18 protein-coding genes are annotated in these 25,110 nt (G+C 40.5%); 3 read left to right on the top strand and 15 right to left on the bottom strand.

Annotated elements, in window-relative coordinates:
* Window positions 1-2: 2 nt before the first annotated feature.
* Genes FAZ19_RS22055 through FAZ19_RS22030 form a run of 6 tightly spaced genes read right to left on the bottom strand, consistent with a single transcriptional unit; the run spans window position 3 to window position 6,164 of the window.
* Entirely contained in the window at window positions 3-1,274 is a 1,272-nt protein-coding gene (locus FAZ19_RS22055; RefSeq protein ID WP_136822940.1) for a DUF58 domain-containing protein, read from the bottom strand.
* A gap of 56 nt (window positions 1,275-1,330) precedes the next feature.
* The gene (locus tag FAZ19_RS22050; protein WP_136822939.1) at window positions 1,331-2,335 is read right to left on the bottom strand and encodes an AAA family ATPase; all 1,005 of its coding nucleotides are present in this window, start codon (window positions 2,333-2,335) and stop codon (window positions 1,331-1,333) included.
* Entirely contained in the window at window positions 2,332-3,531 is a 1,200-nt protein-coding gene (locus FAZ19_RS22045) for a DUF4350 domain-containing protein (protein ID WP_136822938.1), read from the bottom strand. Before FAZ19_RS22045 ends, FAZ19_RS22050 begins: the two co-directional genes overlap by 4 nt.
* The gene (locus FAZ19_RS22040; RefSeq protein WP_136822937.1) at window positions 3,528-4,361 is read right to left on the bottom strand and encodes a DUF4129 domain-containing protein; all 834 of its coding nucleotides are present in this window, start codon (window positions 4,359-4,361) and stop codon (window positions 3,528-3,530) included. The genes FAZ19_RS22045 and FAZ19_RS22040 overlap by 4 nt, the downstream gene beginning before the upstream one ends.
* A complete protein-coding gene (locus tag FAZ19_RS22035; RefSeq protein WP_136822936.1) occupies window positions 4,306-5,211 on the bottom strand; it encodes an ABC transporter permease in 906 nt (301 codons plus the stop codon). Before FAZ19_RS22035 ends, FAZ19_RS22040 begins: the two co-directional genes overlap by 56 nt.
* The gene (locus FAZ19_RS22030) at window positions 5,202-6,164 is read right to left on the bottom strand and encodes a stage II sporulation protein M (RefSeq protein WP_136822935.1); all 963 of its coding nucleotides are present in this window, start codon (window positions 6,162-6,164) and stop codon (window positions 5,202-5,204) included. Before FAZ19_RS22030 ends, FAZ19_RS22035 begins: the two co-directional genes overlap by 10 nt.
* A 146-nt stretch (window positions 6,165-6,310) precedes the next feature.
* Here FAZ19_RS22030 and FAZ19_RS22025 point away from each other — a divergent pair, with 146 nt between their 5' ends.
* Complete coding sequence (locus FAZ19_RS22025) at window positions 6,311-7,039, top strand: RDD family protein (protein WP_136822934.1); 729 nt, start codon at window positions 6,311-6,313, stop codon at window positions 7,037-7,039.
* A 9-nt stretch (window positions 7,040-7,048) separates the two neighbouring features.
* Here FAZ19_RS22025 and fabD read toward each other — a convergent pair whose 3' ends face one another.
* The 4 genes from fabD to FAZ19_RS22005 form a co-directional block, all read right to left on the bottom strand.
* A complete protein-coding gene (gene fabD / locus FAZ19_RS22020; protein WP_136822933.1) occupies window positions 7,049-7,933 on the bottom strand; it encodes an ACP S-malonyltransferase in 885 nt (294 codons plus the stop codon).
* A gap of 54 nt (window positions 7,934-7,987) precedes the next feature.
* Window positions 7,988-9,220: a M16 family metallopeptidase gene (locus FAZ19_RS22015; RefSeq protein WP_136822932.1), complete on the bottom strand. Its 1,233-nt coding sequence runs from the start codon at window positions 9,218-9,220 to the stop codon at window positions 7,988-7,990.
* Between the two features lie 95 nt (window positions 9,221-9,315).
* A complete protein-coding gene (locus FAZ19_RS22010) occupies window positions 9,316-12,141 on the bottom strand; it encodes an outer membrane beta-barrel protein (protein WP_136822931.1) in 2,826 nt (941 codons plus the stop codon).
* A gap of 4 nt (window positions 12,142-12,145) precedes the next feature.
* A complete protein-coding gene (locus FAZ19_RS22005; protein ID WP_136822930.1) occupies window positions 12,146-12,880 on the bottom strand; it encodes a hypothetical protein in 735 nt (244 codons plus the stop codon).
* A gap of 150 nt (window positions 12,881-13,030) precedes the next feature.
* Between FAZ19_RS22005 and FAZ19_RS22000 the strand changes: the two genes are divergently transcribed.
* Window positions 13,031-13,627 (top strand): ribonuclease HII, encoded by a 597-nt coding sequence (locus FAZ19_RS22000; protein ID WP_136822929.1) that lies wholly within the window; start codon window positions 13,031-13,033, stop codon window positions 13,625-13,627.
* A gap of 454 nt (window positions 13,628-14,081) precedes the next feature.
* Here FAZ19_RS22000 and FAZ19_RS21995 read toward each other — a convergent pair whose 3' ends face one another.
* From FAZ19_RS21995 to rsgA, 5 genes are all read right to left on the bottom strand, one after another.
* Window positions 14,082-16,553, bottom strand: a complete 2,472-nt coding sequence (locus tag FAZ19_RS21995; RefSeq protein WP_136822928.1) for a YfhO family protein — start codon at window positions 16,551-16,553, stop codon at window positions 14,082-14,084.
* A gap of 160 nt (window positions 16,554-16,713) precedes the next feature.
* Window positions 16,714-17,394 carry a potassium channel family protein gene (locus FAZ19_RS21990; RefSeq protein WP_136822927.1) on the bottom strand — a complete coding sequence of 227 codons (681 nt, stop codon included), beginning with the start codon at window positions 17,392-17,394 and terminating at the stop codon, window positions 16,714-16,716.
* Window positions 17,395-17,559: 165 nt separating this feature from the next.
* Window positions 17,560-19,347, bottom strand: coding sequence for a TrkH family potassium uptake protein (locus FAZ19_RS21985; protein ID WP_136822926.1), 1,788 nt, complete (start codon window positions 19,345-19,347; stop codon window positions 17,560-17,562).
* 23 nt (window positions 19,348-19,370) lie between these two features.
* Window positions 19,371-21,170 carry an AsmA family protein gene (locus FAZ19_RS21980; protein WP_136822925.1) on the bottom strand — a complete coding sequence of 600 codons (1,800 nt, stop codon included), beginning with the start codon at window positions 21,168-21,170 and terminating at the stop codon, window positions 19,371-19,373.
* A gap of 86 nt (window positions 21,171-21,256) precedes the next feature.
* Window positions 21,257-22,177, bottom strand: coding sequence for a ribosome small subunit-dependent GTPase A (rsgA, locus tag FAZ19_RS21975; protein WP_136822924.1), 921 nt, complete (start codon window positions 22,175-22,177; stop codon window positions 21,257-21,259).
* A 132-nt stretch (window positions 22,178-22,309) separates the two neighbouring features.
* Here rsgA and polA point away from each other — a divergent pair, with 132 nt between their 5' ends.
* Window positions 22,310-25,108 (top strand): DNA polymerase I, encoded by a 2,799-nt coding sequence (gene polA / locus FAZ19_RS21970; RefSeq protein WP_136822923.1) that lies wholly within the window; start codon window positions 22,310-22,312, stop codon window positions 25,106-25,108.
* Window positions 25,109-25,110 lie beyond the last annotated feature (2 nt).

Raw genomic sequence — 25,110 nt, 5'->3', positions numbered from 1 at the left:
TGCTATATCAAACCTCGCGCTTTTATTTCTAAATATTTGTTTATTGAATTAATGCTCAAGTCTGCAGGGTTCGTAAAGATGGTCTGCAGACCATTTCTATTCAGTTCCTGAATAATTAATTGTTTTTCATAGACAAATTTCTCAGCAATAATCTTATTGTAAATATCATTTATCTTGAATGCAGGTTCTTTGGCCATGTCGACTAGTTCTGTATTTTTAAATACGACGACAACTACAATATGGCTTTTGCTGAGCATCTTAAGGTAAGGTAGCTGTCGATACAACGCATCCAAGGTTTCGAAGTTGGTATACATGAATATCAAGGAACGCTTGTTGATGTTCTTCCTTGCAAATGCATAGAGATTCCCAAATTCGGACTCTTCAAATAGCGTGGAAATACCGTATAACTTATCAGATATTTTCCGAATTTGGTTATTTCTCTTCTCCGCCGGCACATGATTATTGATATCCTTTGAAAAGGTAAGCATACCCGCGCGATCCTGCTTTAATATAGCCGCATTGGAAAGCACTAAGGTGGCATTGATCGCATAATCTAATAAGGTCATTTCATTAAAGGGCATCCGCATCGCTCGTCCGGTATCGATGAACGAATAAATTGGCTGGGATTTCTCTTCTTGAAATTGGTTTACCATTAGCTTGCTGTGCTTGGCGGAAGCTTTCCAATTCATATGCTTGTACTCATCGCCACGCACATATTCTCGCACATGATCAAATTCCAATGTGGATCCGATCTTGCGAATACGTTTTACACCCAATTCCACGAGACGGTCTGTAGTTGCTAATAGTTGATACTTCCGCATTTGAATAAAAGAAGGATAGCAGGGAATGATCCTATCTTCATCCAATATAAATTTACGCTTAAATAGCCCTGTATACTTTACTAAGGCGTTACAAACACCAAATCGGTATGTTCCACGTGTTACGGGTGTCAAGTTAAACTGAATTTCTTTTTCGGCATACGCCTTGATCAGCAGACGAAATTCATTATCCCGAAGCTGTAACTGTTCCGGGAACTCTTCCAAAACATTAACCGTGACCGATACAGGAAACATGCTCTTGATGAGAAGCGAAAAAGGATTTTCGTCTCCGTTGGATAGCTTTTCGGGATATTTCCTTTGCAATAACACCTTATTATTGGGAAAATATAAAACGAGGAGATCCCACACACAAATCGCAAGCCACACCCACATCAGAATATCCACCACGATGCGAAAATCTTGTATATAGGCTGAAAGAACATATAGGGCTGCCATCCCCGACAGGATATAGAAAAAGAGGTTCGTAATATATAATCTCCTAAACACTTTCATTACCGCGGAATCTCTACACTTTCAATGATCTGACGTACAATATATTCTGTTGAAAACCCTTCCATCTCCTTTTCTGGTGTGAGCAGAACACGATGTCCAAGAACCGATGGAGCAACATACTTTACATCATCCGGTGTAATAAAATCGCGTCCCTGCAGGGCAGCAAAAGCCTTAGACGACTCCAAAATAGCAATCGATGCCCGCGGAGAGGCACCCAGCGTTAGGTTTTGATCTACACGTGTTTGTTGTATGGTTCGTGCAATATATTGGAGAATATCTTCGTGCGCATAGATCAACTTCACCAAGTTTTGGAAATGGATAAGCTCATCAACCGAGAGCACGGGCTGTACTAGATCTTCTTTATTTGTCGCTTTCTGTGCATGGTGTTCCCGTAATATTTCCAGCTCTTGCTCGTATGCGGGGTAGTGGACATCTATTTTAAATAAAAATCGATCCAGTTGGGCCTCCGGCAATCGGTATGTCCCTTCATGTTCAATCGGGTTTTGAGTAGCAAAAACAAGGAAAGGGCGCGTCAGCGGATAGGTGTGTCCATCGATTGTGACCTGATTTTCGCTCATGCATTCAAATAATGCCGATTGTGTCTTGGCGGGTGCTCTGTTAATTTCGTCGATGAGCACAATGTTTCCAAAAATAGGTCCTTTCTTAAACTCAAATTCGTTTGTTTTCAAATCTAGAATAGTCGACCCCGTGACGTCGGACGGCATCAAATCGGGTGTAAATTGGATGCGCTTGAATTTGCTATTGATTGTCTTCGCAATCAGTTTGGCGGTGAGCGTTTTAGCGACTCCGGGCAAACCTTCTATTAACGAATGCCCTCCGGCAAGAATAGACACCAACAACATATTGATCACCTTATCCTGTCCGATGATTACCTTCTTCACTTCTTGCCGTACTTCGTCAAATTTGGAACGCAATACAGTGACATCTATTCGATTTTCAAATTCCGGGGTATATTTCTCAGGTGTATTTTCTAGTTCGTTCATATGTTATTCGCTTTACTTTTAAAGTTTTCTATGCTATTGTTGATGAATTTAACATCTTCGATGGTGAAGTTTTCGAGATGTCTATATCGATCGAGATGTGTTACTAACGATTGGGTTTCTTCTACAGGCACCCCCGATCTACGAGAAAGAGTCCGAATGAAATCCGGGTTCATCAGATCCAACGTATCCAGTTGATAGCTGCTCCGAATCGCGTAGAGAAAATAGTCAATCTTTTTAAGAACAATATTCCCAGGCTGACCATTTTCATAATACAACGTACCTATAGTTTTCGCAAAGTCTCTTGAAAGATTGGATTCGGGTTTTACAATCTGTACGGCTCGTTGTTCACGCCTGCTTTTAAAAAGAAGCAGCAACAGCAATCCTATCAACAGCAGATACCAAGCCTGTCGAAAGCCAGGCAGCGAGAGTACGACACGAAGTGGTGATCGCGACACGTTGCTATCGTAATAGTTATCGATCCAGCGTATATTTTTGTGATTTACGATTTGGAGTGCTTTACTCGAATAGTGGTAACCTGCCCGAGTTAACATATTATAATTCGTGAATACCGACGGGGCCGCGTGCAAGTAGAAATGGCCCTTACCAAAGGATACCTTGATAAAATTAGGTATTTTCCTTCCCCTCGAATGTAAATTTCCCAAAATAGTACAGCTTTTGCTATTCAGCTTGGTAAATACAGTAAAATCCGTTACTTTTTCCAATCTAATGCGTGCAGTATCACCCGCCAACGAGTATCTCACACGCTCATCCGAAGGAAAAAATATGGAGTGACGCAGCTCTTCCTGCGCGACACCCAGTGTATCTAACAGCCATTCGTTAAAATACAAGCTGGAAGCAAACACCTCTCCTCCATGCTGTACAAAATCCAAGAGCGGCTTCATCTTCTTGTCGCCATAGTCACCATAATCGAGGATATCGATCAAAGCCGTATTGTATTCCCGAAGACTGTCAAGCTGTTCGATTTCTTCATACAGCGGCTGTTTTGAATCTTCGATTTCCCTGGCTGTTCCTAATACGGAAGATAACTCCTGATGGAGCACGTATAATCCGAACGGGATCTTGTCGCGCTGATCGAAGGTGGGAGTCCAATTTATCGGACGTTTGGTTCCTGCATCAATAAGTGCTATTCCTCCTAGTACGACAATAATTAAAACGACAATAATCCCCCTGTTCATAACCACTTCCTTTGAAATTGTTGAAATACGCTTGCATAACGGTTGTATTCATTTTTATCAATCGGAAATTCTCCGAACCAAACATAGTCAAAGATGGCGACACACTCCTGAAATTGCCGTTTCAATTCTTGATTACCTATTTCCTCAGCTAATTCCATATTCGTTTTGGTATGTTTCCATTCGACAACTCCTTTTCGAGATAGCCCCTGAATAGTAAGCAATTGCTGATATCGAATAGCCAGCGGAAAATTTTCTTTTTTTAATGCTTCATGGATATAATCCAGCACATTTACCTGCATCAGATTCTGCTCTACAAAATGTACTTGTTTCTCTTCGTCAGCATCTTCATCTTCTAAATAAGTCATCAGCTTATTTCTATTGAAGATCAGTTTATAAATCAGGAATAGAAACATAATTCCTCCTATCGCTCCTAATATATAGAAAAAGGTCTTGTTTATTCCCGTGGTGTTAGGTTTGGGAAATAAATCTTCCAATAGCTTAGTAATACGATTCAAGATCGTATCGATAAAATTCATCTTCTGTGCCACGCTCTCGGAATACACAAAATCTTCCTCCTGATACTTCGCAATTAGCTGCTCGAAGGTTTGCTTATTTGCATCCGTCAAATGCGTTGCTGAAGGTATGGAATCGTAATAATTGCTTCGCCAATATTCACGTACCTCAATCGTATCTACAGATTTTTCCTCCTCGGGTGCTTCCAACTGTTGCGAAAAGGACTGAAAATTGTTGAAACAGAGTAACAGCAGCACCCATCTATGCATGGTTACTCCTTCCGATTTTGGATATCTTTTCGAAGATATCCTCTCCATACTTTAATTCCTTCGCTGTTTCATAAATGATTCCGTAGCTCATGACAGCTAGCATGGCATAAACAATACCAAATAGCGTCAAAATGCTCCCTCCTACTGAAACCAGCATTCTACCGTAGAATGTTTCGAAAAAATCGGAACTGAATTCCAATGAATTATAAGCAATCAAACCGATAAGAAGTGACGGGATCAATACCACTAGACTGAGCAAGGATTGAAACAAAAAGCTCACGACGTAAGAGGCTATGCCGTACTCAAAAGCTCTCCTTTTTAACGCCGAAAATGCCGATAGAAAACAATCGGTCAAATCGTCGTAGCCTTCCCTATAAAATAAAAAAGCACAGAAATACCACAGCCCGATCATAGCATAAAATATACCCAAGGCTATGGAACCTACCAGTGGGATGAACACGCCCAAAAAAGTCACGATTCCGATCGGAATAATAGCGATAATGGACACGATAAAAGCCGCTAATAAGAAGCGCATGTATTTCGTTATATTTTCCTTAAAATTCTTCCACACATCCTTTTCGTCAAATTCAAGTTTACGGGTATCCCGAATCAACAAAAAGTATTCTATTGCAAATCCAAAAGCGACCAATGCGGTAATAGAAAGTATGATAAATGCCGCTCCGATATAAAAAAACAGATCGACAGAGAATTCGGCAGATAGGTTATATTTAGTAGAAATATAATAGGAAATCAGTAAAACAATACAAATCGGAAAGAATAAAAGCCTAACCATCACTTTGGAACAGTGCCCCAATATAATCTTAAGCAGATTAATAAAATCTTGAACAAACTCTCCGAGCTTCCGTTCTCGTTTAAACTCAAAATCTATTAATTCCATTCGTGTCTTTTTGCCATTTGCCGCGGTTTAATAATATAGGTATATACGATCGCTATCAGCGACAGGGTGATGCAGAACAGACTCAGCCAAACCGAAGCCTGATAGTGTCTCGTCACGAAACCTTCTAATGTTCCAGCAACTATAAAGAAGGGAATTGTACTAATCAACACCTTCGCTGCCCGTTTTGTGGCTCTTTTAAATGACGCTAACCTCGTATACGATTTCGGAAACAGAATACTGTTTCCTATCGCCAAGCCACAGCCACCCGCGACTACGATAACGGATAGTTCTATCGTGCCATGGATCCAAATAGCGGACAACGCTTCTTGGAGTACGCCGTACTTATAAAATAAATAATGGAATGACCCTACCATTATCCCGTTGCTAAACAGAATAAAACCCGTCCCTATACTCAGAAAAACACCATAAATAAAAGCGAAAAATGCTACTTTAATATTATTAATGGTGATAAAAAGTGCGCCACCAAAGCTATCCCCCTGTTGGTATACAGCCGCAGGATTACCTGCCTTTATATTATCAATTGTCATATTTACATAGGTATCACCCATGATCAAACGGACGAAATGTTCGTCGTATTGAGCCGATACAAAGCCAATTACATTCGCTAACAAGAATAGTAATAAGGAGTAGATCATCGGCCGACGAATCTGCCAAATGGCTTCATATATTTCATATCGGAAGAAATGAACTAACTTATTACTTGAGGACTTTTGATCCTTATAAATGATTTGATGCGAACGAATTGCCAATTCGTTCAGATATATCGTGGTCTTACTTTTGGGATAAAAGGTTTGCGCGTAGGCGAGATCGTTGGAAAGTTCGATATAATTTGTCGCAAGAATATCTGGATCAACATCAGATTTATTTGTCAAATTATTCTCAATTGACACCCATTTTTCTTTATTCCGCTCAATAAAGGATGCTTCTCGCATAATTTAAATTATAGTCCCTAACTCAAACATAGATAAAATGCTTTGTATTTACGAATACCCAGTGCAAAAAAATCAATTATGATTAATTTTCCTTTATATGCAATATATTTGTAATAACTGCATAGTGAAGATTTTTTCAGGTCGATATGAACAAACTTTATATTAATACGCCGCAAAACGTAAAATTTGAATACAAATTGGCTTCTCTAGGGGCTAGGGTTCTGGCGTTCGCCATTGATTATGGAATTATAATGACTTATTTTATATTCACATTCCTCTTGCTTGCCTTCTCCGGATTTCTTGACCGCAAAGATAATTGGTTAATCATGGGAATGGTATCCTTCGCATCTCTTCCAGCTATATTCTATACGCTCATTCTCGAAACGGCAATGGAAGGTCAGACCATAGGCAAGCGATTAATGAAAATAAAAGTTGTAAAGATTGACGGAACACGCGCTACCTTCTATCAATATTTTATCCGTTGGATAAGCAATACCGTAGATGTCTTTTTAAGTATGGGAGGCTTGGGTATACTGAGTATTATTCTGACGAAAAACAGCCAGCGGCTTGGCGATCTGGCCGCTGACACCACCGTAATTAATGTTAAGGAGGATCTAAAATTAAAGATGACACTCTTTGAAGAGATAACGGCAGAACACCAAGTTACCTATCCAGAGGTTGTCGGGCTGACGGATCAGGATGTCAATCAGATTAAAGAAATCTTTGAAGTAGCAAAAAGTCGAAAAAACTATGGTATTGTTGTTGCACTGGCGACGCGTGTGGAGATCCTGTTGGGTATAAAATCACAGTTTGCACCTGAAGATTTTATACCCCTCATCATACAAGATCACTATTACCTATACAGAGACAAATAGCAGCCGGTGTTATAACGAAGCTGAGGACGTTTGTACCTGTCTATCTACTTTCTTCACCAATCCTTGCAGTACGTTGCCGGGCCCTACTTCCACGAAAGCTTCGGCTCCATCGGTCAACATATGTTGAACGGTCTGCGTCCATCTTACCGCCCCAGTCAATTGGGCGATCAGGTTAGCTTTTATCTGCTGTGGATCGGTATATGGTTTGGCATCCACGTTTTGATAAATGGGACAGGAAGGAGCCTTGATTTCTGTAGCCTCAATTGCCGCCTGCAACTCTACTTTTGCAGGTTCCATCAAAGGAGAATGGAAGGCGCCACCAACATTTAGTTTCAGCGCACGTTTAGCACCTGCTTCTGTCAATAATGCGCACGCCTTGTCGACACCTTCTACAGATCCTGAGATCACCAACTGTCCTGGGCAGTTATAATTGGCTGGAACGACTACATCTTCGATCTGTGCGCAGATCTTTTCTACCGTCTCGTCGTCTAGACCTAATATTGCCGCCATTGTTGAAGGTTTCAGTTCACACGCCTTCTGCATGGCATTTGCACGTTGTGACACCAATTTTAAGCCATCTTCAAAAGATAATGCGCCTGCCGAGACTAAAGCAGAAAATTCACCTAAAGAGTGTCCGGCCACCATAGAAGGTTGAAAAGATGTCCCCAGCGCTTTGGCCAAAATTACCGAATGTAAAAATATAGCAGGCTGTGTAACATTGGTCTGCTTCAAATCTTCATCAGTACCGTTAAACATCACATCTGTAATGCGAAATCCGAGTATTTCATTTGCCTGTTCAAATAACGCCTTCGACTCTTCGTTCGAATTGTAAAGATCTTGTCCCATTCCGACAAATTGAGCCCCTTGCCCTGGAAAAATATATGCTGTTTTCATTTAAATAAGTAAAAAGCTAAAATTAAAAAATAAAAATCACAACGCCGCAATCTATCAATCTTCGGGCATGAATGCCAAAGAAACCATCGCTTCTTCCTCTAAAAACTCCTGCGATAGCGCTAGGATATCCGTTGCATGCACATCATCTATTTTTAAAAACACTTCTTCAAGCGAAATAACCCGATCGTAATCGATTACATTTTTAGCTTCCGCAATGATCATACTCATACGATTTTCCTCTGCAAGAGCGATCTGCCCCTTGAACTTCTGTTTGGCACGTTGCAATTGATAAGGTGAGATAGGCTTACTTTTTAATGTATGAAGTTCTTTTTTCACCAAACGCACAGCCCTATCTAATTTATCTTCATCGGTACCTAGATAGATGCTAAAATTGCCAGTATCACCGTAAAGTGTTAAATTCGATTCTATCGTGTATGCGATACCGTGCTTTTCGCGAATCCCTAGATTTAAGATAGAACTCATTCCAATCCCACCAAGCATATTATTGAGCAATAACATGGCTGTTTTCCGGTCGTCGTAAATGCCGAATGTTTGCATGCCCAACATATAATGTGCTTGATTAATCGGCTTATACACAGCGATCGTACCGGGTTTGCTACCCTCTACTAAATCACCTTTCCTAGCCGGCACGTTTCTTTTGATCTTACCAAAAATCTTATTTGCAATGCGTTCCATTTGTGCTTTGGTATATCTACCTGCTACTGCTATGATGATTTCCTCAGTATTGTAGTTAGAAAGCATGAAATCATAAACGTCTGTCTTGACTATACTCTTCAGATCGGACTCCAGCCCCAAAATATTGTGTCCTAAACCCGAATTTGCAAAAAGTAAATCTTCGAAATCATCCATAATAGATTCTTCCGGACTGTCCAAGTAAGACGCAATCTCATCCAATATTACCCCTTTCTCTTTTTCCATTTCGTGATCTGGAAAAGTGGAATGAAAAAGTACGTCTTCAAATAAATCCAATGCTCTCTCCAGGTAAGGATTCAAAAATGATGCGTGTATACAGGTGTACTCTTTGGTTGTATAGGCATTCAGATCGCCCCCCACCTGCTCTAGGCGATTCAAGATCTGGTTGGTAGAACGTCGTTCTGTACGTTTAAACAATAAGTGTTCGATAAAATGCGCGACACCATACTTTCCTTCTACTTCATGACGCGATCCCGCATTCACGATCATACATGTATGGGTAATCGAAGAATCTTGTTGGTGTAAGAGTATGCGTATTCCGTTATCCAATCGGATAAGATCTAATTCCTGCATGGAAAAATGAAATTAAAATGTTTGCAAAGCTACATAATTAAATACAAAACGGCTGAAGTATCCTTCAGCCGTCCCTGCTCCATACTTAAATGCGACTACATTCTAGGGCGACGCATTCCTCCCGGAAATGAGTTTCCCGAATCAGGCGCCATACCCGAAAATTTCTGAAGCTTAAAGGTAAAGGTAAGCATGAAATAACGTGCCAATCGGTTCGTTCTACTATCGGTCAAAATATCGCCAACCGAACGATCAATGTTTGTTTGTTGATTTAATAAATCGAAACCCTGCAAACGAAGTGTGCCACGTTGTCCTTTCATAAATCTTTGTTCGATATAGGTATTGATTATAAATGGATTTGCATCCGTACGATATCCTTTATTAAACTCCTTGGATACATCAGCACCAAAAATTGTAGTAGGCGTAATATTCACAGAACCAATCAGTGATGGCGTGATTTTTCTTGTGTTTGGCGATGCAAAATCAGGTAGTGAGGAGCTCGTAATATTATAGGCATAGCGAAGACCAGGATTGATCTCCAAATTCTCCGACGGATTGTACCGGAAAAATAGCATCTGATTAATTGTCGTATTGTTCGTTACTCCTTTAGCAAAATCATCAGCTGTTGCACTTTGTGTTAAATAGGATATATTACGGTTGAAGTTCACTCCTCCTCCATACATAATGTTATACGTTTTCTCTTTTAAAGATCTTCCCCAATGGTAAAAAGAACCAATAGAATACACAGGAGAAGATTCATTTTGATAACCCACTTCCTGATACAAACCGTCGCCATCTACCGTATAGCGTCTATTCATTGAAACGATCTTGTCCTGCGTTAGCTCAGTCCGAAGAATAGCAAAAAATGTTTTCCCTTTTTGAAAATCGCCAGAGCGGAAACGCAAATTCATGGAGTGTCTAAATTCTGGATCTAATTCTGGGTTACCAATGGTGATATTGGTTCTATTTGTTGACACCTCAAAAGGCAATATCTGCGAAACTCCTGGTTCAGAGGAACGTCCTGAATAGTTCAGGGTCAAATTAGATTGCTTAGAGAATTTGTATTCAAAACGAGCTATAGGAATAATATTGAAATTAGCACGATCAATCACCGCCGATTCTGTTGCACTAAATGCATCTCCTTTTAATTGGGAGGGTTGTACAGAAGCGCCAAGGGAATATTTAATTTTGTCGTTATCATACATATAACTAGCACCTACACGGTGAGTCGTGAACGCATAATCATAATCATAAGAATAATTCAATAGTGTAGAACTTAACGGATCACCGTTCTCATCCTGTGCTCTTTGGCGATTATAATTATCGTAGTCATTGATATTGTAGTCGTATGTTACCTCCAGCTTCGCGCGTTCACTGAACGGCTCAGTATAAGAAATTGACGTCCCTGCATTCCAACTTTTATTTTGAGATTCGCGAAGGGTTTGTTCAAAAATTTCGTTAACGGGTACATCTTGATTGGATGGATCGTAAACCAAACGCTCCAGAATTTGATTATACTCATTATCTGTAACAGCATTATCATAATTAAAGTTGAAAAATAAATTTCTCCCTTTGTCGTTTAGCTTTCGGTTATATAAACCCGAAAAGTTATATCTCGGAGAATTCACATCACTGATCGAGGTCTGATTCTGAATATTATCTAACACGCTTTCATCATAAAAGGTTGAATTTGCGAGATTATCGGTTGTATTCTTGTTGAAACCAATCTGAGGGGTAAATTTAACATAATCATTATCCGAAATATTCCACTCTAAATTTCCTTCAAAACGGTGATTGGCACGAATACTATTGTTATCCTGATCAGACTCTTCGGTGAGGCTCTGTCCAATATATTCGGTAAAGGAATTGGAAAGGGTATTGTTATCATCTCGACCAAACGAATAACTTCCATAAAGCTTTAACTTATCACTAAAATCGTGACGTATATTTAAACCTACAGATCCCGTGTTCGTAATCCCTTCGGATCCGCCAAACATTCCACTACCTCCGCGACCTCCTCCTCCTTGCCGCCCCCGGGCGCCTCCTCCCATGGAATTGAAATCGAAAAGATTAGCATTCATATTGTTTAGATTACCTAAGAAAGAAACCTGTGTTTTATCTCTAAACCCCATGACCATACCTGTCGCTTGATAGCGTTCTTCAGTCCCCGCTCCCACTCGAAGTGTAGTAGCAACACCATTATTATATTGAGGGTCTATTTGAATATTCAGCACCTTCGTTGACTCTCCCGACTTATTTCCGGTAAGATTTGCCATATCGCCATAATCGTCTACTACCTGGATCTTCTCAATGATATTTGCGGGCAGGTTTTGCGTAGCTGTTTTTACATCTCCACCGAAGAAATCCTTCCCGTTAATACGCACTCTGGTAATCGCCTCGCCTTGTGCCGTTACATTTCCGTCTTTGTCGACTTCCACGCCCTGCAATTTCTTTAATGCATCTTCTGCAACAGAGCCCTCTCTTAGCTTTAGATCTTTGGTGCCATATTCTACCGTATCGCCTTTCACCTGCACTGTAAGCACACCACTAACGATTACTTCCTCCAGCATATTTGGTATCCCTTTTAATTCAAAAGAAGGTATAATCATTTTCTGTTCACCAACAGGAAACGTAAATTCCCGTTCGAAAGCCTCGAAGCCTAAGCTTGCAATCCGAATTTTAAATTGATTACCCTTTACATTATTAAAGGTATATATACCTGCCTGGGAAGAACTTGTTCCCAATGAGTCTTGATCCGACACCAATAACACCGATGCTCCTGCCACTATCCGTGAAAGCGAATCTCTCAGCATACCTTGTACTGTCTTTCCCGTCTGTGCCTGGATAGATCCTGCACACGTCAACAAGAGGATAAGTATTAAGGATTTTAAAAAACGACTCATATTATTTGATTTTCTCTTCATTTTATTATTTCACTTTACCAAAGACCCATACGTCCGTTTCGAACTTATACGGATTGCGTGTACTTTCTACAACTTGCATTCTACCGTACATGGAATAAGGAGAACTACCTGACCTATTCTTTGCGGCCTTTTGCAATTGACGAAACACATTGTTAACGACGATCTGTACCGCGATCTCCTCTTCTTCAAACTCGATAAGACCTAATGGAATCTCCGCCTCATACAGAAAGTGCTCGTTGCTATCCAATTTAACAACAGCCTTTACACCATAGTTATTTTCAAAGGAAAGAAGTCCGTTTATTACTTTTGAAAAACCTTTCACGTAGTAGCCTCTTGAGCTATTTAATAGTTCCTGTTGAAATGCCGAACGATCTAAATCTTCGTTTTGAGATAGTGCACGTAACCGCTCTCTGTCTGGAAAGGGATAGGTGAGTTGAGCACCATCCTTCTTTCTGTCTGTATAGCTGAGATTAACAATGATGCCGTTACGAATAACTTCCTGTCTCAATACGGGATCCTGAACACGCACCGCCACAAATAGCTTGTCCCCTTCTTTCCCTATTCCAAATGACCACGCATCGTCTTCGATGGGAATTAGCTGATCGTTCCATTCATTAAGATTACCATCTATAACGATACCGGATATTGGTTGAAAGGTATACGTATCCGATTTTTTCTTCTGCGAAAAAGTGGTAAATGGCAAACTCCCTACAACTAATAATACCCAAAATTTATTCATCGTTAAATTTATCTGTACCTTTATATAACAAAAACTGTGAAACTTATCTTTAAACAAGTCCATATTTTGTACAAAAGAACAAATAAGTAACGTAAATTAATGTTAACGATATTATATCACAGATAAGTTACACTTTTATAGAAGAATATAATGTTACTATCTCATTTTCAGCACACCTATCTCGAAGCCGGCTGCGATGAAGCAGGTCGGGGTTGCCTTGCCGGCCCTGTTTTTGCCGCAGCTGTAATATTTCCACCTGCCTATTGCAATCCGCTACTGAACGATTCAAAAAAACTATCCGAAAAACGACGGATGGAATTACGTCCTGTTATTGAAAGCGAAGCTTTAGCATTTGCAGTGGCGAGCGTCTCACCTCAGGATATTGATAAAATCAACATTCACAATGCTTCCTACAAAGCCATGCATTTGGCACTAGATGCATTAGCCGTGAAAGCGGAGTTTATTCTGGTTGATGGCAATAGGTTTATCCCTTACCAGGATGTAAAACATGAATGCATTATAAAAGGGGATGGAAAATACCTATCCATAGCCGCCGCTTCTATTTTAGCAAAAACTTATAGGGATGATTTCATGAGCGATCTCGCTGGAGAGTATCCATCATATGACTGGAAATCCAATAAGGGCTATCCTACCATAACTCATCGAAATGCCGTTTTACAGCATGGATTCACACCACATCACCGGAAAACGTTTCGCGTTACAGATCCGCAATTAAAGCTCTTTTAAAACCGTAAGAGGTGGCGCCAAAGCACGACATTACCCACTTTGCGAATCAGAGGAACTATTGCAGAATGGTTTGGATCAATGTTAAAGAGTAAGGGGGATAAAAAAGGAAGCAAAAAAGTCGTCGCTTTACCCATTCGCCACATTGGCTAGTGCTTCCTACTGCAAAAGGCAAATGGCTAAGGCGACATTTTCGAATTTGTGAGGATAGTGCATTGATTATATTGTACTTTTTGCTTCAGCTGAATTTAAAGGGACGACCTAGGTCGATGTAGCGTTAAGAAAGCTTTTAGATTTGCGTTAAGAACAGATATACGAAGTGCAACGGCTCAGATCTGTTTAGTAAATCCAAAAGCTTTTAGCATAACATTGACCAAGTCTTGACTCTTTGCTCCTTTCTCGTCAAGGAGAAAGGAGAGAAAACCTCTTTCCCTTAATATCTCTATCGAATCCCTCTTTATACTTTTTTAGGCGTTCGCTTCCTGTTTGTATACCATACGGCAGCAATTAAGCCGAGGACTAATACGAATGAAGCTATTAAAGAAACCATATTGCTAATGCGCATGGTTGAGGGGGCGAAAACAAATTCAACGGTATGATTTCCTCCGGGAAGTTGTAGCGCCCTTAATATGTAATCCGCCCGTAAAATAGGTGCTTCTTCACCATCTATATACGCTTTCCAGCCCTTATCGTAATACACTTCGGAGAACACCGCAAAAGCATCGTGTGGTGCAGAATACTCGTATTTTAACGTGTCTGGATGATAGCTCACCAAATTTATTGCAGCATTACCGGGCTGTCCCAATCGACTTGCATTGACCTTATTTTTAAACTCCTCGTGTACAAATGCTTCTTTCAAAGGATCAAAGCTACTGATGGCTTGCATCTCCTGTGCATTGTCTTTCACGAAAGTTACTTTTTCTACGAACCATGCATTGCCTGCCGCTGTGCTCCTACGCTGGATACGCTCCGCCCCATTTGACTGATCCTTAGTCATTATATAACGCACGTTGAACATGTCCAACACGTCTTCATTGATAGCACCATTAAACTGATGTTCGAGCACCTCTTGGAAACGCATGAGCTTCGCAGCATGATAGCCTCCTAAATTTTTGTGAAAATACGATGCATGCGCATCCGAGAACGGATTGGTCGTCAAATCCAAAACCCGATAGCTAGGGTCATTATCCATGCGAATCAATTGATCGACTTCTTTCTCCTGGATGGGTCTCTTCGTTAGGCTTTCTTCCAAGAAGGATTTATCATTCAAATATCGCTTATCCACGGACCATAGATCTACTAAAGTCACGACCCCTAAAATAGCCACGAAGACGGTGGATGTTAGCTTTTTCTTATACAATCCCCATACAGAGGCGAAGATTAATGCCACAATGAACAACGAACGCCAAGCATCAGCCGAGGCCAGTGCAGAACGGTCCTTTACCAAAGCGTTACCGAGCTGATTGCCCATATTCGCATCACCAAGTTGTTGTCCTAATCCCGCTATAAGTTCACTGTGATTAGACGATCTGAAACCCAAAAACAGATCGGGTAAAAGTGCTACAAGCAAGCAAAATCCACCCACACCTATAAAGGTGTACAATACTTTTTTATCTAGCTTGGGTATCTCTTGTGCCCTATTCAACAGCTCGTGTACTGCCATAACGGCCAGTAGCGGAACCAGAATAGAAAGGATAACCAAAATAGATTCTACAGCTCTAAACTTGTTGTATAAAGGCGCATAGTCGAAGAAAATATCCGAGACCAACGGAAAATGGCGACCCAAAGCTAACAACAGAACGAGCGCAGAGGTCGCGAGTATCCACCATTTTAAACGATCCTTAACAATGATAATTCCTAATATAAATAGAAAGAAAATTCCGGCTCCAAAATACCAAGGCCCCGAAGTACCCAAGTGTTTCTCGCCCCAATATGTTGGTATGTTTTGTGCAAATTGTACGGCCTGTACTTCAGGCACACCAAGTCCCGTAAAAAACTTGACCACATTCGACTCTTTGTCCAGTACACCTTGTGATTTACCGCCATACGCGTTTGGAATAAGGAAAGTTATATTTTCACCAATTCCCTGGCTCCAGGCGTATGCATACTCCCTATCCAACCCGCCATCTTTCGCACCATCTTCCACTTTTACAATATTCGCTTTACCTCGGGTTGTGAGCTTACTATATTCATAAGTAGGAAACAGCACAGAAGCATTCACCAGTACAGCGATTACCGCAGCGGCCAATTGTACAGCAGTGGCTTGCGCAAATTTGGGCAATTTCTTATCCCGAATCGCATAATACAATTCAAAGCCAACCAAAACCAACATGGCAATAAACAAGTAGTAGGTCATTTGAATATGGTTAGTCCGAATTTCCAAAGACAGGAAAAGAGCCAATAAAACCGAACCCCATAATCGATTGCCTCGATAGCATAGAATAATAGAACCTATTATCGGGGCCATATATGCTATGGCGTAAGCCTTATTAACATGCCCAGCCTCTATGTAAATAAAATTATACGATGAAAATGTAATAGCAATGGCACCCACAGCGGCCAGCCAGGGCTTCACCCGTAGTACACTAAGCAGGAAATATGCGCCCAACAAAAAAATCAATATAACATCAGCTGGCAACGGAAATACCGTTTTAATCGCTCTATTAAAATAGGTTGTTACATTTGAGGCATGCTCATACCATATCTGATAGGTAGGCATCCCTCCGAACATGGAATTCGTCCATTCCGGCGCATGCCCGTCTTTCTCCTTATAGTCGAAAATCTCTTTTTGGCTCCCTAAAGCCTGTACAACGTCATGCTGCGCCAACGCTTTACCCTGCCATAGCGGAGAAAAATAAAAAATCACCAATAATATAAATATGGCAACGATAATAAGATGTGTTGAGTTTTCCTTAAACCAATTTTTCATCCGTATATAATTTGTTTTTTTAATGTGATGAAACAATCATGAACATATTCCTTACCTTTTGGTATGCTCATGATGGATTCATCTATAATTTAGCGATTATGCTTTTTTGTTAATGGTCAAAAATAGATAAATGATTTTAATATTTCCTATATATACAGAGCTAGTTTCCCTTTTCAATTAATTTTTTGATATCGGAAAGTTCGCCAAACAATACCAACAAGTCATTTTCATGGAGAATGGTGTCAGATTTTGCGATCCCTGAGGCCTTTTTGCCACTTGTACCTTTCCCTGCACTGTCTGAAAGATGAAGCGTTGTCAAAACAATGACTTTGTATTTATTCGTCAAATCCGCCTCTTTTAAGGTCAGTCCGATATATTTGGTCGGCACCTTCGTTTCGATAATACTATATTTATCGGATATTTGGAAGGAGTCCACAATATCTATATTATCTAGGCGCAGGGCAAGGCGTTCAGCGGCTTCTTCCTCAGGCATTATATATTCATCGATTTGCATCGCCTCCAATACTGTCTTTTGCAAATCGGAGACAACACGGCCAACGATCCGTTTTACCTTAAATTGCTTCATGAGGGCAGTCGTGAGTAAAGAAGCTCCCTCATCTTCACCTATAGCAATTATGACGGCATCACTATCCTTTAGGGGTAATGAGCCTACCGCATCTTTATCCGTCGTATCCATACATACCGTATGTGTGATTCGGTCTTTAAATTGTTCGACAATAGTCAGACTTTTATCGGCAGCAATTACTTCGTGCCCCAACTCGGTCAAACGAATCGCCAAGGATCTTCCAAAGTGTCCTAATCCTAAAACTATATACTTCATTTATTTCTTTTTTTTGTTGCTAATGACCTTACTATGCCAAATACAACCCATCGTATTTAAATCCGGAAGCGCCATCTTGAACTCAATAGCGCTACGCATGGCAAGATGCATAACAGTTTGGCATTTAACGTACTTTTTAGCATGATCATAAGCTCCTCTAGATCATCAGAATAATATTTTCTCAGCTGGATAAATATAGCTTTTGTTCTTGATATTTTTTATAAATGCGACCAGAAGTGTTAGTGTACCAACCCGTCCTACAAACATCGTAAATACTATAATGATCTTGCCCGGGCTGCTTAGTGAAGGCGTCGCACCCAAGCTTAAACCGCAGGTGGTGTACGCGGATACTGTTTCAAATAACAGTATCTTCATTTTTTGTTCAGGTTCTGTAAAACTCAGCAGTATAAAGGACAATGTAATAGTTATTAAGGAAAGGATAATGATAGCGAAAGCTTTGTTAACAGATTCGGCAGCAATACTTCTCCTGTAGATTTCTAAGGAATCTTTACCTCGCGCTAATGAAAATATATTCATCAACGCTATAGCCACCGTCGTCACTTTTACCCCGCCGCCCGTGGAGCCTGGCGCAGTACCAATCCACATCAATGTCGTTAGCATAATCAAAGTAGGGGCAGTAACTAGATTTGGGTCTACACTATTAAACCCCGCTGATCGTGAAGCATTTGCCATAAAAAACGAAGTTACCCATTCACCAATCACTGTTCGATCTTGCATTAGCGTTTGATTTTGCTCCATCACAAAGTATGAACCTGTTGCCAATACCAGTACGATCATATTGCATGAAAGGATGAACTTTGTATTAAAAGAAAATGATTGGGGCCGGTGAACACGCTTTTGATTAAAAAAGATCGCCCCCAATACACCTCTTAATTTATCCTTGACATAGGTATAGAAGTTAAATATTGTACTAAATCCTAAACTTCCAATAACGAATAAAAGGGAAAGGGCAATCTGAAAGTTATAATTATACCTGTAGGTATCGTTCATCAAACCGTCTTTGATAATGGTAAAACCCGAATTACAAAAAGACGAAATGGCATGGAAAGCACAGAAAAATATTTTTTCTCCTAAACTGTCAAATACAGCATCTTCAACTGAAATGTAAATAAATACGCCGCCAATAAACTCAAAGAGCAGTGTAATAAAAATAATCGTCAACAAAGTTGATATTACTGCGTTCAATTTATTTTCCCCTAATATTTCACCAAACATGAGCTGATTTTTAAACGAAAAGCCGCCAGAGAAAAAATAACCAAAAAAACCCGTAAATGTCATAATCCCCAATCCACCAACCTGCACCAACAGCATAATAACCCCCTGCCCGAATAACGAAAAATTTGTCGAAATATCTGTAACTGTTAACCCGGTAATACATACGGCACTTGTTGCCATAAAAAAAGCATCGACAAAACTTAGTGGCTCAATTAAGGTCGTCCTTGGCAGCATAAGAAGAATAGTACCAACAAGAATAAGACTCAAAAAGCTAATAACAAATAATATAGTTGGATTAAAGTAAAAATTATCGAAGAAAAGACTGTTTTTGGACAATTCAGAAAGAAACACGAGCGCAATTCCAAGATACAACCATTCCTCTTTTGCAAAGAACGCCAGGGGCTGCCCGTTCGTTAAGCGGGCGACTATGATGAACAAAAAGTACAAAATGAGGAAAATACTAGAATAGTTGGAAACCGTAATCTTTTTGAGGATCAAGATGGACGAGATTTTACGAATCAATTCTAATACAAAAAGCATGTAGAACATAAAACGAATGGCTAGTTCCGTTTTAAGAGCTATGTCAGGATTTGTAATGTAGCCTACGTGAACAACGACTGTGAGCGCACAAACCATACTCACATAGAACATGACCTGTTCAACTACTTTTTTTCGATATGTAAATACAAACTTTAAAAAGCTAACAGCTGTCTCCATCACACAAACATAGGAAAATACCGCTATTCTTCCTCTTCGTCCTTTTCCTTTTTCTTAAAAATACCTTTTATAAAATTTCCGGTTTTCTTAAGCACCGAATTTGAGTTCTTAGCAGCCTCTTTGGCTTTCTCCGCAGTGCCCATCAGCCTTGCCTCCCGCTCGGGGCTTATACCAGCAGTTTGCTTTATGCCATCCAGCAAACTTTGCCATAGTGTTTTAAAGAACGTGTGCTGAGGATCCCGTCTATAATTAATTTTTCCCACGTGATAGATTTCATTCGCGTCGGGGTTGCTATCGTTAATAATGATCTGATTTACCAGGAAGGAAACAATCTTTTTAGATGTTTGTGCTTGTCCCTTCTCCTGTTCATTGAGCAGACTCAGCTTTAAGTTATTATAATCAAATCTAAAATCGCCCCAGTTCCTATGATCGGTCCCCTCCATATCAAAGGTTACTCTCTTCATGTTTCCTGATTTCAACTCTACATTCAACAAAGGTCGCAAAATACGGTTGAAAGCCGTGGCATTCATGGCTCCTACACTACCTTTATAGGTATGATACCCCGTCTTACTCAACATATCAAAGCTAAATTTTGCATGCAAATTTCCCGAATTCATGATCTTTGCAGAAAGATCTGCCCTCATAAATTTATCCTTATGGAGTGTCAATGTATCATTCGTTACATTAGTTAAGTTTCCTTTTGCATTGTTAAAGCTGATGGAACCTTCTCTGCCATATTTGGCGCTAAATTCATAATACGTAATCGTGACATTATCCACCAAAACAGTATCAAATCGAATGATACTGTTTAGTTTCATTAACTTTTGATGAGGCGAATGCCCTATTTTATTCTTCGGATATTTGGGATAGCGCGTATCATTCGACAGATCTACCGTTCCATTTTTTAGGCGCACGATAGATCCGATCGTTTGCTGCTTTTCGACAAGTTGTCTAACATCTATATTTTCAACAGAAAGGCTATCGATCTTAAGCACTGTCATCGTGATATTCCTGTTCTTCTGCTTAAAGAAAGCCGACTTACTCATCTTAGGTTCATACGCAAACTTCGTTAACAACAACGATCGGTCTTTGCTGTTAAATTTCAAATCTTTAAAACGAAGCTTATAAAAATCATCTGGAAGATCGTACGCAAACCCCGGAATATGTACATCAATCATTTTGGCGTAGAATAATCTACTCGAATCATGCTGCGAGTCTTTATCCAATAATATATCTTCCAATTTAACATTAACCTTGTCAAGTTTGATGTTGCTGGATTTCCCTTTCTCTATCTTCGAGTAGGTAAACTTAACACTATCCAACTGCACATCACGCACATTAACGGACGTAAAAACATCCTCTATGCTCTCGTAAAGTGTCTTTTTAGGGTCGTTAGATACGGTATCGTTAAAAGCATGCTTCTCTGACCACAAATAAACTTCAGGCTCTTCTAAAACAATGCTTTTAATACGTAACGTTCGATTTCGCAGCACATCCCATAAGCTGAATCTTCGCACTTTCAACGATTTCACTTTAATATGAAAACGGTTATCTGGCGCTTTCTTGCTCGCTATCATCTGCTGATAAATCGCAGAATCGGGGATTAATTCGGCCTGACGAAGCGTAACATTTCCTAATCCAATATTGAGATCCAACTCATCGTACGTTAAGGTATAGAGTCCATCCGAAGAATTATGTATTGCCTCCTTAAGCTTGGTTTCCAGAATGGGCTTCCAGTTTCTTCCATAGTACCACAGCACCCCACCTACCACTAAAAGTATAATCGCCAGAACGATAAGTGCCCATTTCCAGATTGGTTTCATATGTATATAATCATTACTTTGTGAGATTGGGTGCGCGTCGAGCAACCTTTAATTAAAACAATAAACAATATCTTTTGTTTTAACGCCTACCTCCTTGTATCCTCATTGTTATATATACTGAGGTAACTATCGTAACGTGATGACTCGATTAAGCCTTCTTCGACCGCATCCATTACCACACAACCGGGCTCATTCAGGTGTCTACAGTTATTAAACTTACACTTGTTCATCAATTGCCGCATCTCTGGAAAAAAATGTGACAGCTCCTGTCTTTCGATATCCACTATTCCTAACTCTCGGATGCCGGGCGTATCGATCAATTTACCTCCAAAGGGTAGGTCGATCATCTCGGCAAATGTCGTGGTGTGTTTACCTTGGTCAGACCAATCCGAGATATTTCCCGTTCTTAATTCTGCGCCGGGCACGATCCTATTCACCAAAGTTGACTTTCCCACACCCGAGTGGCCGGATACCAACGTAACCTTGTCTTTCAAAAGATCTCGAATCGCAGCCATATTAGTTCCCTCTATAGCCGATACTTCATAGCAGGGATAGCCTATATTTTCATATATCGCCTTGTATTCCTGTAATATTTCCAAACCTTCGTCGCTAAACAAATCCAATTTATTAAACACCACAATAGCCGGAATATCGTAGGCCTCTGCCGTCACCAGAAAACGATCGATAAAACCGAGTGAAGTTGGAGGAGAAGCTAACGTAACCACTAAAATAGCCTGATCCAGATTGGCACCAATAATTTGTGTCTGCTTGGAAAGGTTTATTGATTTGCGAATGATATAATTTTTCCGGGGCTCTAATGTGTTGATTACGCCGCTTGCCTGATCGGGTTCTACCTCAAAATGCACCCAGTCGCCCACTGCAATAGGATTTGTGGTCTTAATATCCTTGGTTCTAAACTTCCCTTTGATACGACAATCGTATTTTAGGCCATCTTCTGCCGAAACCTGGTACCAACTTCCGGTGGATTTTGTTACTAACCCTCTCATGCTTCCGTATTTACCGATTTATCTATCATATCTTCATGCAAAAGTCGTAAAAAATTATTAATATCGGGCTTGCACTGATTTTATTACCTTTGTGTAAATACGGCAGTATCAATAAAACAAATTATTCTACGGATGAAAAAATTATTTCTATTAGACGGGATGGCGCTCATTTATAGGGCTTACTTTGCATTAAACAAAGTACCCAGGTTAACGAGCTATGGTCTGAACACTGGTGCGATAATGGGATTCACCAATACCTTATTGGAAGTATTAAAAAATCACCAGCCTTCGCATATTGCTGTGGTGTTTGACACGGCAGCTCCTACCAACCGTCATTTGGAATTCGAAGCCTATAAAGCACACCGTCAGGAAATGCCGGAAGACCTTGCAACCTCTATCCCCTATATCTTTCGTCTTATTGAAGGTTTCAATATCCCTATTATAACAATGGACGGTTACGAGGCAGACGATATCATCGGTACGTTAGCCAAAAAGGCAGAAAAAGAAGGATTCACCGTGTACTGCATGACACCGGATAAGGATTTCGGCCAATTGGTATCAGATCGTATATTCATCCTTAAACCGGCACGTATGGGCAATGGCGCCGAAATATTGGGCGTAGCGGAAATACTTGAAAAATGGGAGATAACAGACGTTTGTCAGGTTATTGATATTCTCGGACTTTGGGGCGACGCTGTCGACAATATCCCAGGAATACCGGGAATTGGTGAAAAGACGGCAAAAAAATTAATCCAGGAGTTTGGCTCAGTAGAGGGAATCATTGCCAATTCGGGCCAACTAAAAGGAAAACAAAAAGAGAATGTAGAAAATTTTGCACAGCAGGGACTGATTTCCAAAAAACTCGCTACGATATTACTCGATGTACCTATTGATTTGGATGAGGAAGCCTTAGTATTGGATCAACCAAATAAGGAGCTTTTGGAGCCTCTTTTTGCGGAATTGGAATTTAGAACGCTGGGCAAACGCGTATTTGGAGAAGATTTCACCATCACTGACTCCACTTCCAAATCTACGAACGGACAGATGGATCTATTTGCGGCAATCAGCGAAACACCTGTTGATAGCAGCACAGAAATACCGTTGCCTGCACCTCCTTCATCTAACATTTTAAACACCGATCACGATTATATATTAGTCGACACCGTACAGGAGATCGAGAAATTGGCCAACCTTCTAGCGGATCAAGCGCGTTTTTGTTTCGATACGGAATCAACTAGCTTGGATGCTTTGCAGGCGGAGATTGTGGGATTATCCTTCGCATTTGAAGCCGGTAAGGCCTATTACATTCCTACCCCAAGTGACAAAACGGAAGCACAAGCTATTGTCAATATCTTCAAACCGATCTTTGAAAATCCGGCGATTCAAAAAATAGGACAGAACATTAAATACGATCTACTCCTTTTGTCGAGGTACAACGTCAATATGCGTGGCCCGCTATTTGACACCATGCTAGCCCATTATCTCATTGATCCCGACACGCGCCATGGAATGGATATTCTTTCGGAGACCTATCTGGGCTACAGTCCAGTATCTATTACAGAACTTATCGGCGCAAAGGGTAAAAACCAAGGCAATATGCGCGATGTGGAAATGGAAAAAATCAAAGAATACGCCAGCGAAGATGCTGATATTACCTGGCAACTTCACGAGAAATTCAAACCCCTGCTGGAAAACACATTTACCAGATCGCTTGCTGAAGAAGTAGAGTTTCCTTTGGTATATGTATTAGCTGAAATGGAAAAAACAGGTGTTAAAATCGATGTTGACACGCTCCGAACCTTTTCCAAGTCGTTAGAGCGTGACGTTGCCACCCTGGAAAACACGATATATGAAAAGACGGGCGTAAAGTTCAATATTGCCTCTCCAAAACAACTTGGCGAGGTGTTGTTCGATAAGCTTCAATTGGATCCCAAAGCCAAGAAAACAAAAACGGGACAATATAAAACGGGGGAAGACGTACTATCTGCGCTCGCGCACAAATCCGATATTGTCAAGGATATATTGGACTTCCGTCAACTCCAGAAGCTTAAATCCACTTATGTAGATGCATTACCTAGTTTGATCAATCCAGAAACTGGCCTCATTCACACTTCGTACAATCAAGCTGTAGCGGCTACGGGCCGCCTGAGTTCTACGAACCCTAACCTACAAAATATTCCGATCCGTACAGAAAAAGGACGTGAGGTACGTAAGGCTTTCATTCCAAGGGCTGATAATCACGTCATTCTATCTGCCGATTATTCGCAGATTGAACTACGTATTATGGCCGAATTGAGCCAAGACGAGAATATGCTCGATGCATTTATGCAGGGGCATGATATCCACCGCGCGACAGCAGCCAGAGTATACGGAATAAGCTTGGAGGAGGTAACCTCCGAACAGCGACGGAATGCCAAAGCGGTCAACTTTGGAATCATCTACGGGCAGTCAGCGTTTGGACTCTCGCAGAGTTTGGGGATTCCACGCCGGGAGGCAGCAGAAATAATTGAACAATATTTTGCACAGTACCACGGTATCCGTACGTATATGTCAACAGCCATAGAATTTGCCAAAGAAAATGGCTATGTCGAAACCATTCTAAAACGGCGTAGATACCTACGCGATATCAATTCGGCAAATATGACCGTACGGGGCTTTGCAGAACGGAATGCCGTAAATGCGCCAATCCAAGGTTCTGCCGCCGATATGATCAAAGTTGCCATGATCCATATTCAACAAGATATCAAAGATAAAAAGTTAGCTGGCAAAATGATTATGCAGGTACATGATGAGTTGGTATTTGATATTCCGACACATGAGATAGAAGAATTTAAAAATATTATATTTGATCGAATGAAATCTGCTATTCCGATGCGCGTACCGATAGAGGTCGAGATAGGAACGGGTTCCAACTGGTTAGAAGCACACTAGAA

Source organism: Sphingobacterium alkalisoli (genome assembly GCF_005049105.1).
Classification (GTDB): Bacteria; Bacteroidota; Bacteroidia; order Sphingobacteriales; family Sphingobacteriaceae; genus Sphingobacterium; species Sphingobacterium alkalisoli.
The sequence above is the reverse complement of the archived record's forward strand: the minus strand, read 5'-3'. Positions and strand labels throughout refer to the sequence as shown.

Excerpts from the sequence above, each read along its gene's own strand:
- FAZ19_RS22050 (WP_136822939.1), bottom strand. The coding sequence starts at position 2,335 with ATGAACGAACTAGAAAATACACCTGAGAAATATACCCCGGAATTTGAA.
- FAZ19_RS22010 (WP_136822931.1), bottom strand. The coding sequence starts at position 12,141 with ATGAAGAGAAAATCAAATAATATGAGTCGTTTTTTAAAATCCTTAATA.
- FAZ19_RS22000 (WP_136822929.1), top strand. The coding sequence starts at position 13,031 with ATGTTACTATCTCATTTTCAGCACACCTATCTCGAAGCCGGCTGCGAT.
- FAZ19_RS22030 (WP_136822935.1), bottom strand. The coding sequence starts at position 6,164 with ATGCGAGAAGCATCCTTTATTGAGCGGAATAAAGAAAAATGGGTGTCA.
- FAZ19_RS22055 (WP_136822940.1), bottom strand. The coding sequence starts at position 1,274 with ATGGCAGCCCTATATGTTCTTTCAGCCTATATACAAGATTTTCGCATC.
- FAZ19_RS21995 (WP_136822928.1), bottom strand. The coding sequence starts at position 16,553 with ATGAAAAATTGGTTTAAGGAAAACTCAACACATCTTATTATCGTTGCC.
- FAZ19_RS22005 (WP_136822930.1), bottom strand. The coding sequence starts at position 12,880 with ATGAATAAATTTTGGGTATTATTAGTTGTAGGGAGTTTGCCATTTACC.
- FAZ19_RS22040 (WP_136822937.1), bottom strand. The coding sequence starts at position 4,361 with ATGGAGAGGATATCTTCGAAAAGATATCCAAAATCGGAAGGAGTAACC.
- FAZ19_RS22045 (WP_136822938.1), bottom strand. The coding sequence starts at position 3,531 with ATGAACAGGGGGATTATTGTCGTTTTAATTATTGTCGTACTAGGAGGA.
- FAZ19_RS21980 (WP_136822925.1), bottom strand. The coding sequence starts at position 21,170 with ATGAAACCAATCTGGAAATGGGCACTTATCGTTCTGGCGATTATACTT.
- FAZ19_RS21985 (WP_136822926.1), bottom strand. The coding sequence starts at position 19,347 with ATGGAGACAGCTGTTAGCTTTTTAAAGTTTGTATTTACATATCGAAAA.
- FAZ19_RS22025 (WP_136822934.1), top strand. The coding sequence starts at position 6,311 with ATGAACAAACTTTATATTAATACGCCGCAAAACGTAAAATTTGAATAC.
- FAZ19_RS21990 (WP_136822927.1), bottom strand. The coding sequence starts at position 17,394 with ATGAAGTATATAGTTTTAGGATTAGGACACTTTGGAAGATCCTTGGCG.
- polA (WP_136822923.1), top strand. The coding sequence starts at position 22,310 with ATGAAAAAATTATTTCTATTAGACGGGATGGCGCTCATTTATAGGGCT.
- fabD (WP_136822933.1), bottom strand. The coding sequence starts at position 7,933 with ATGAAAACAGCATATATTTTTCCAGGGCAAGGGGCTCAATTTGTCGGA.
- FAZ19_RS22035 (WP_136822936.1), bottom strand. The coding sequence starts at position 5,211 with ATGGAATTAATAGATTTTGAGTTTAAACGAGAACGGAAGCTCGGAGAG.
- FAZ19_RS22015 (WP_136822932.1), bottom strand. The coding sequence starts at position 9,220 with ATGCAGGAATTAGATCTTATCCGATTGGATAACGGAATACGCATACTC.
- rsgA (WP_136822924.1), bottom strand. The coding sequence starts at position 22,177 with ATGAGAGGGTTAGTAACAAAATCCACCGGAAGTTGGTACCAGGTTTCG.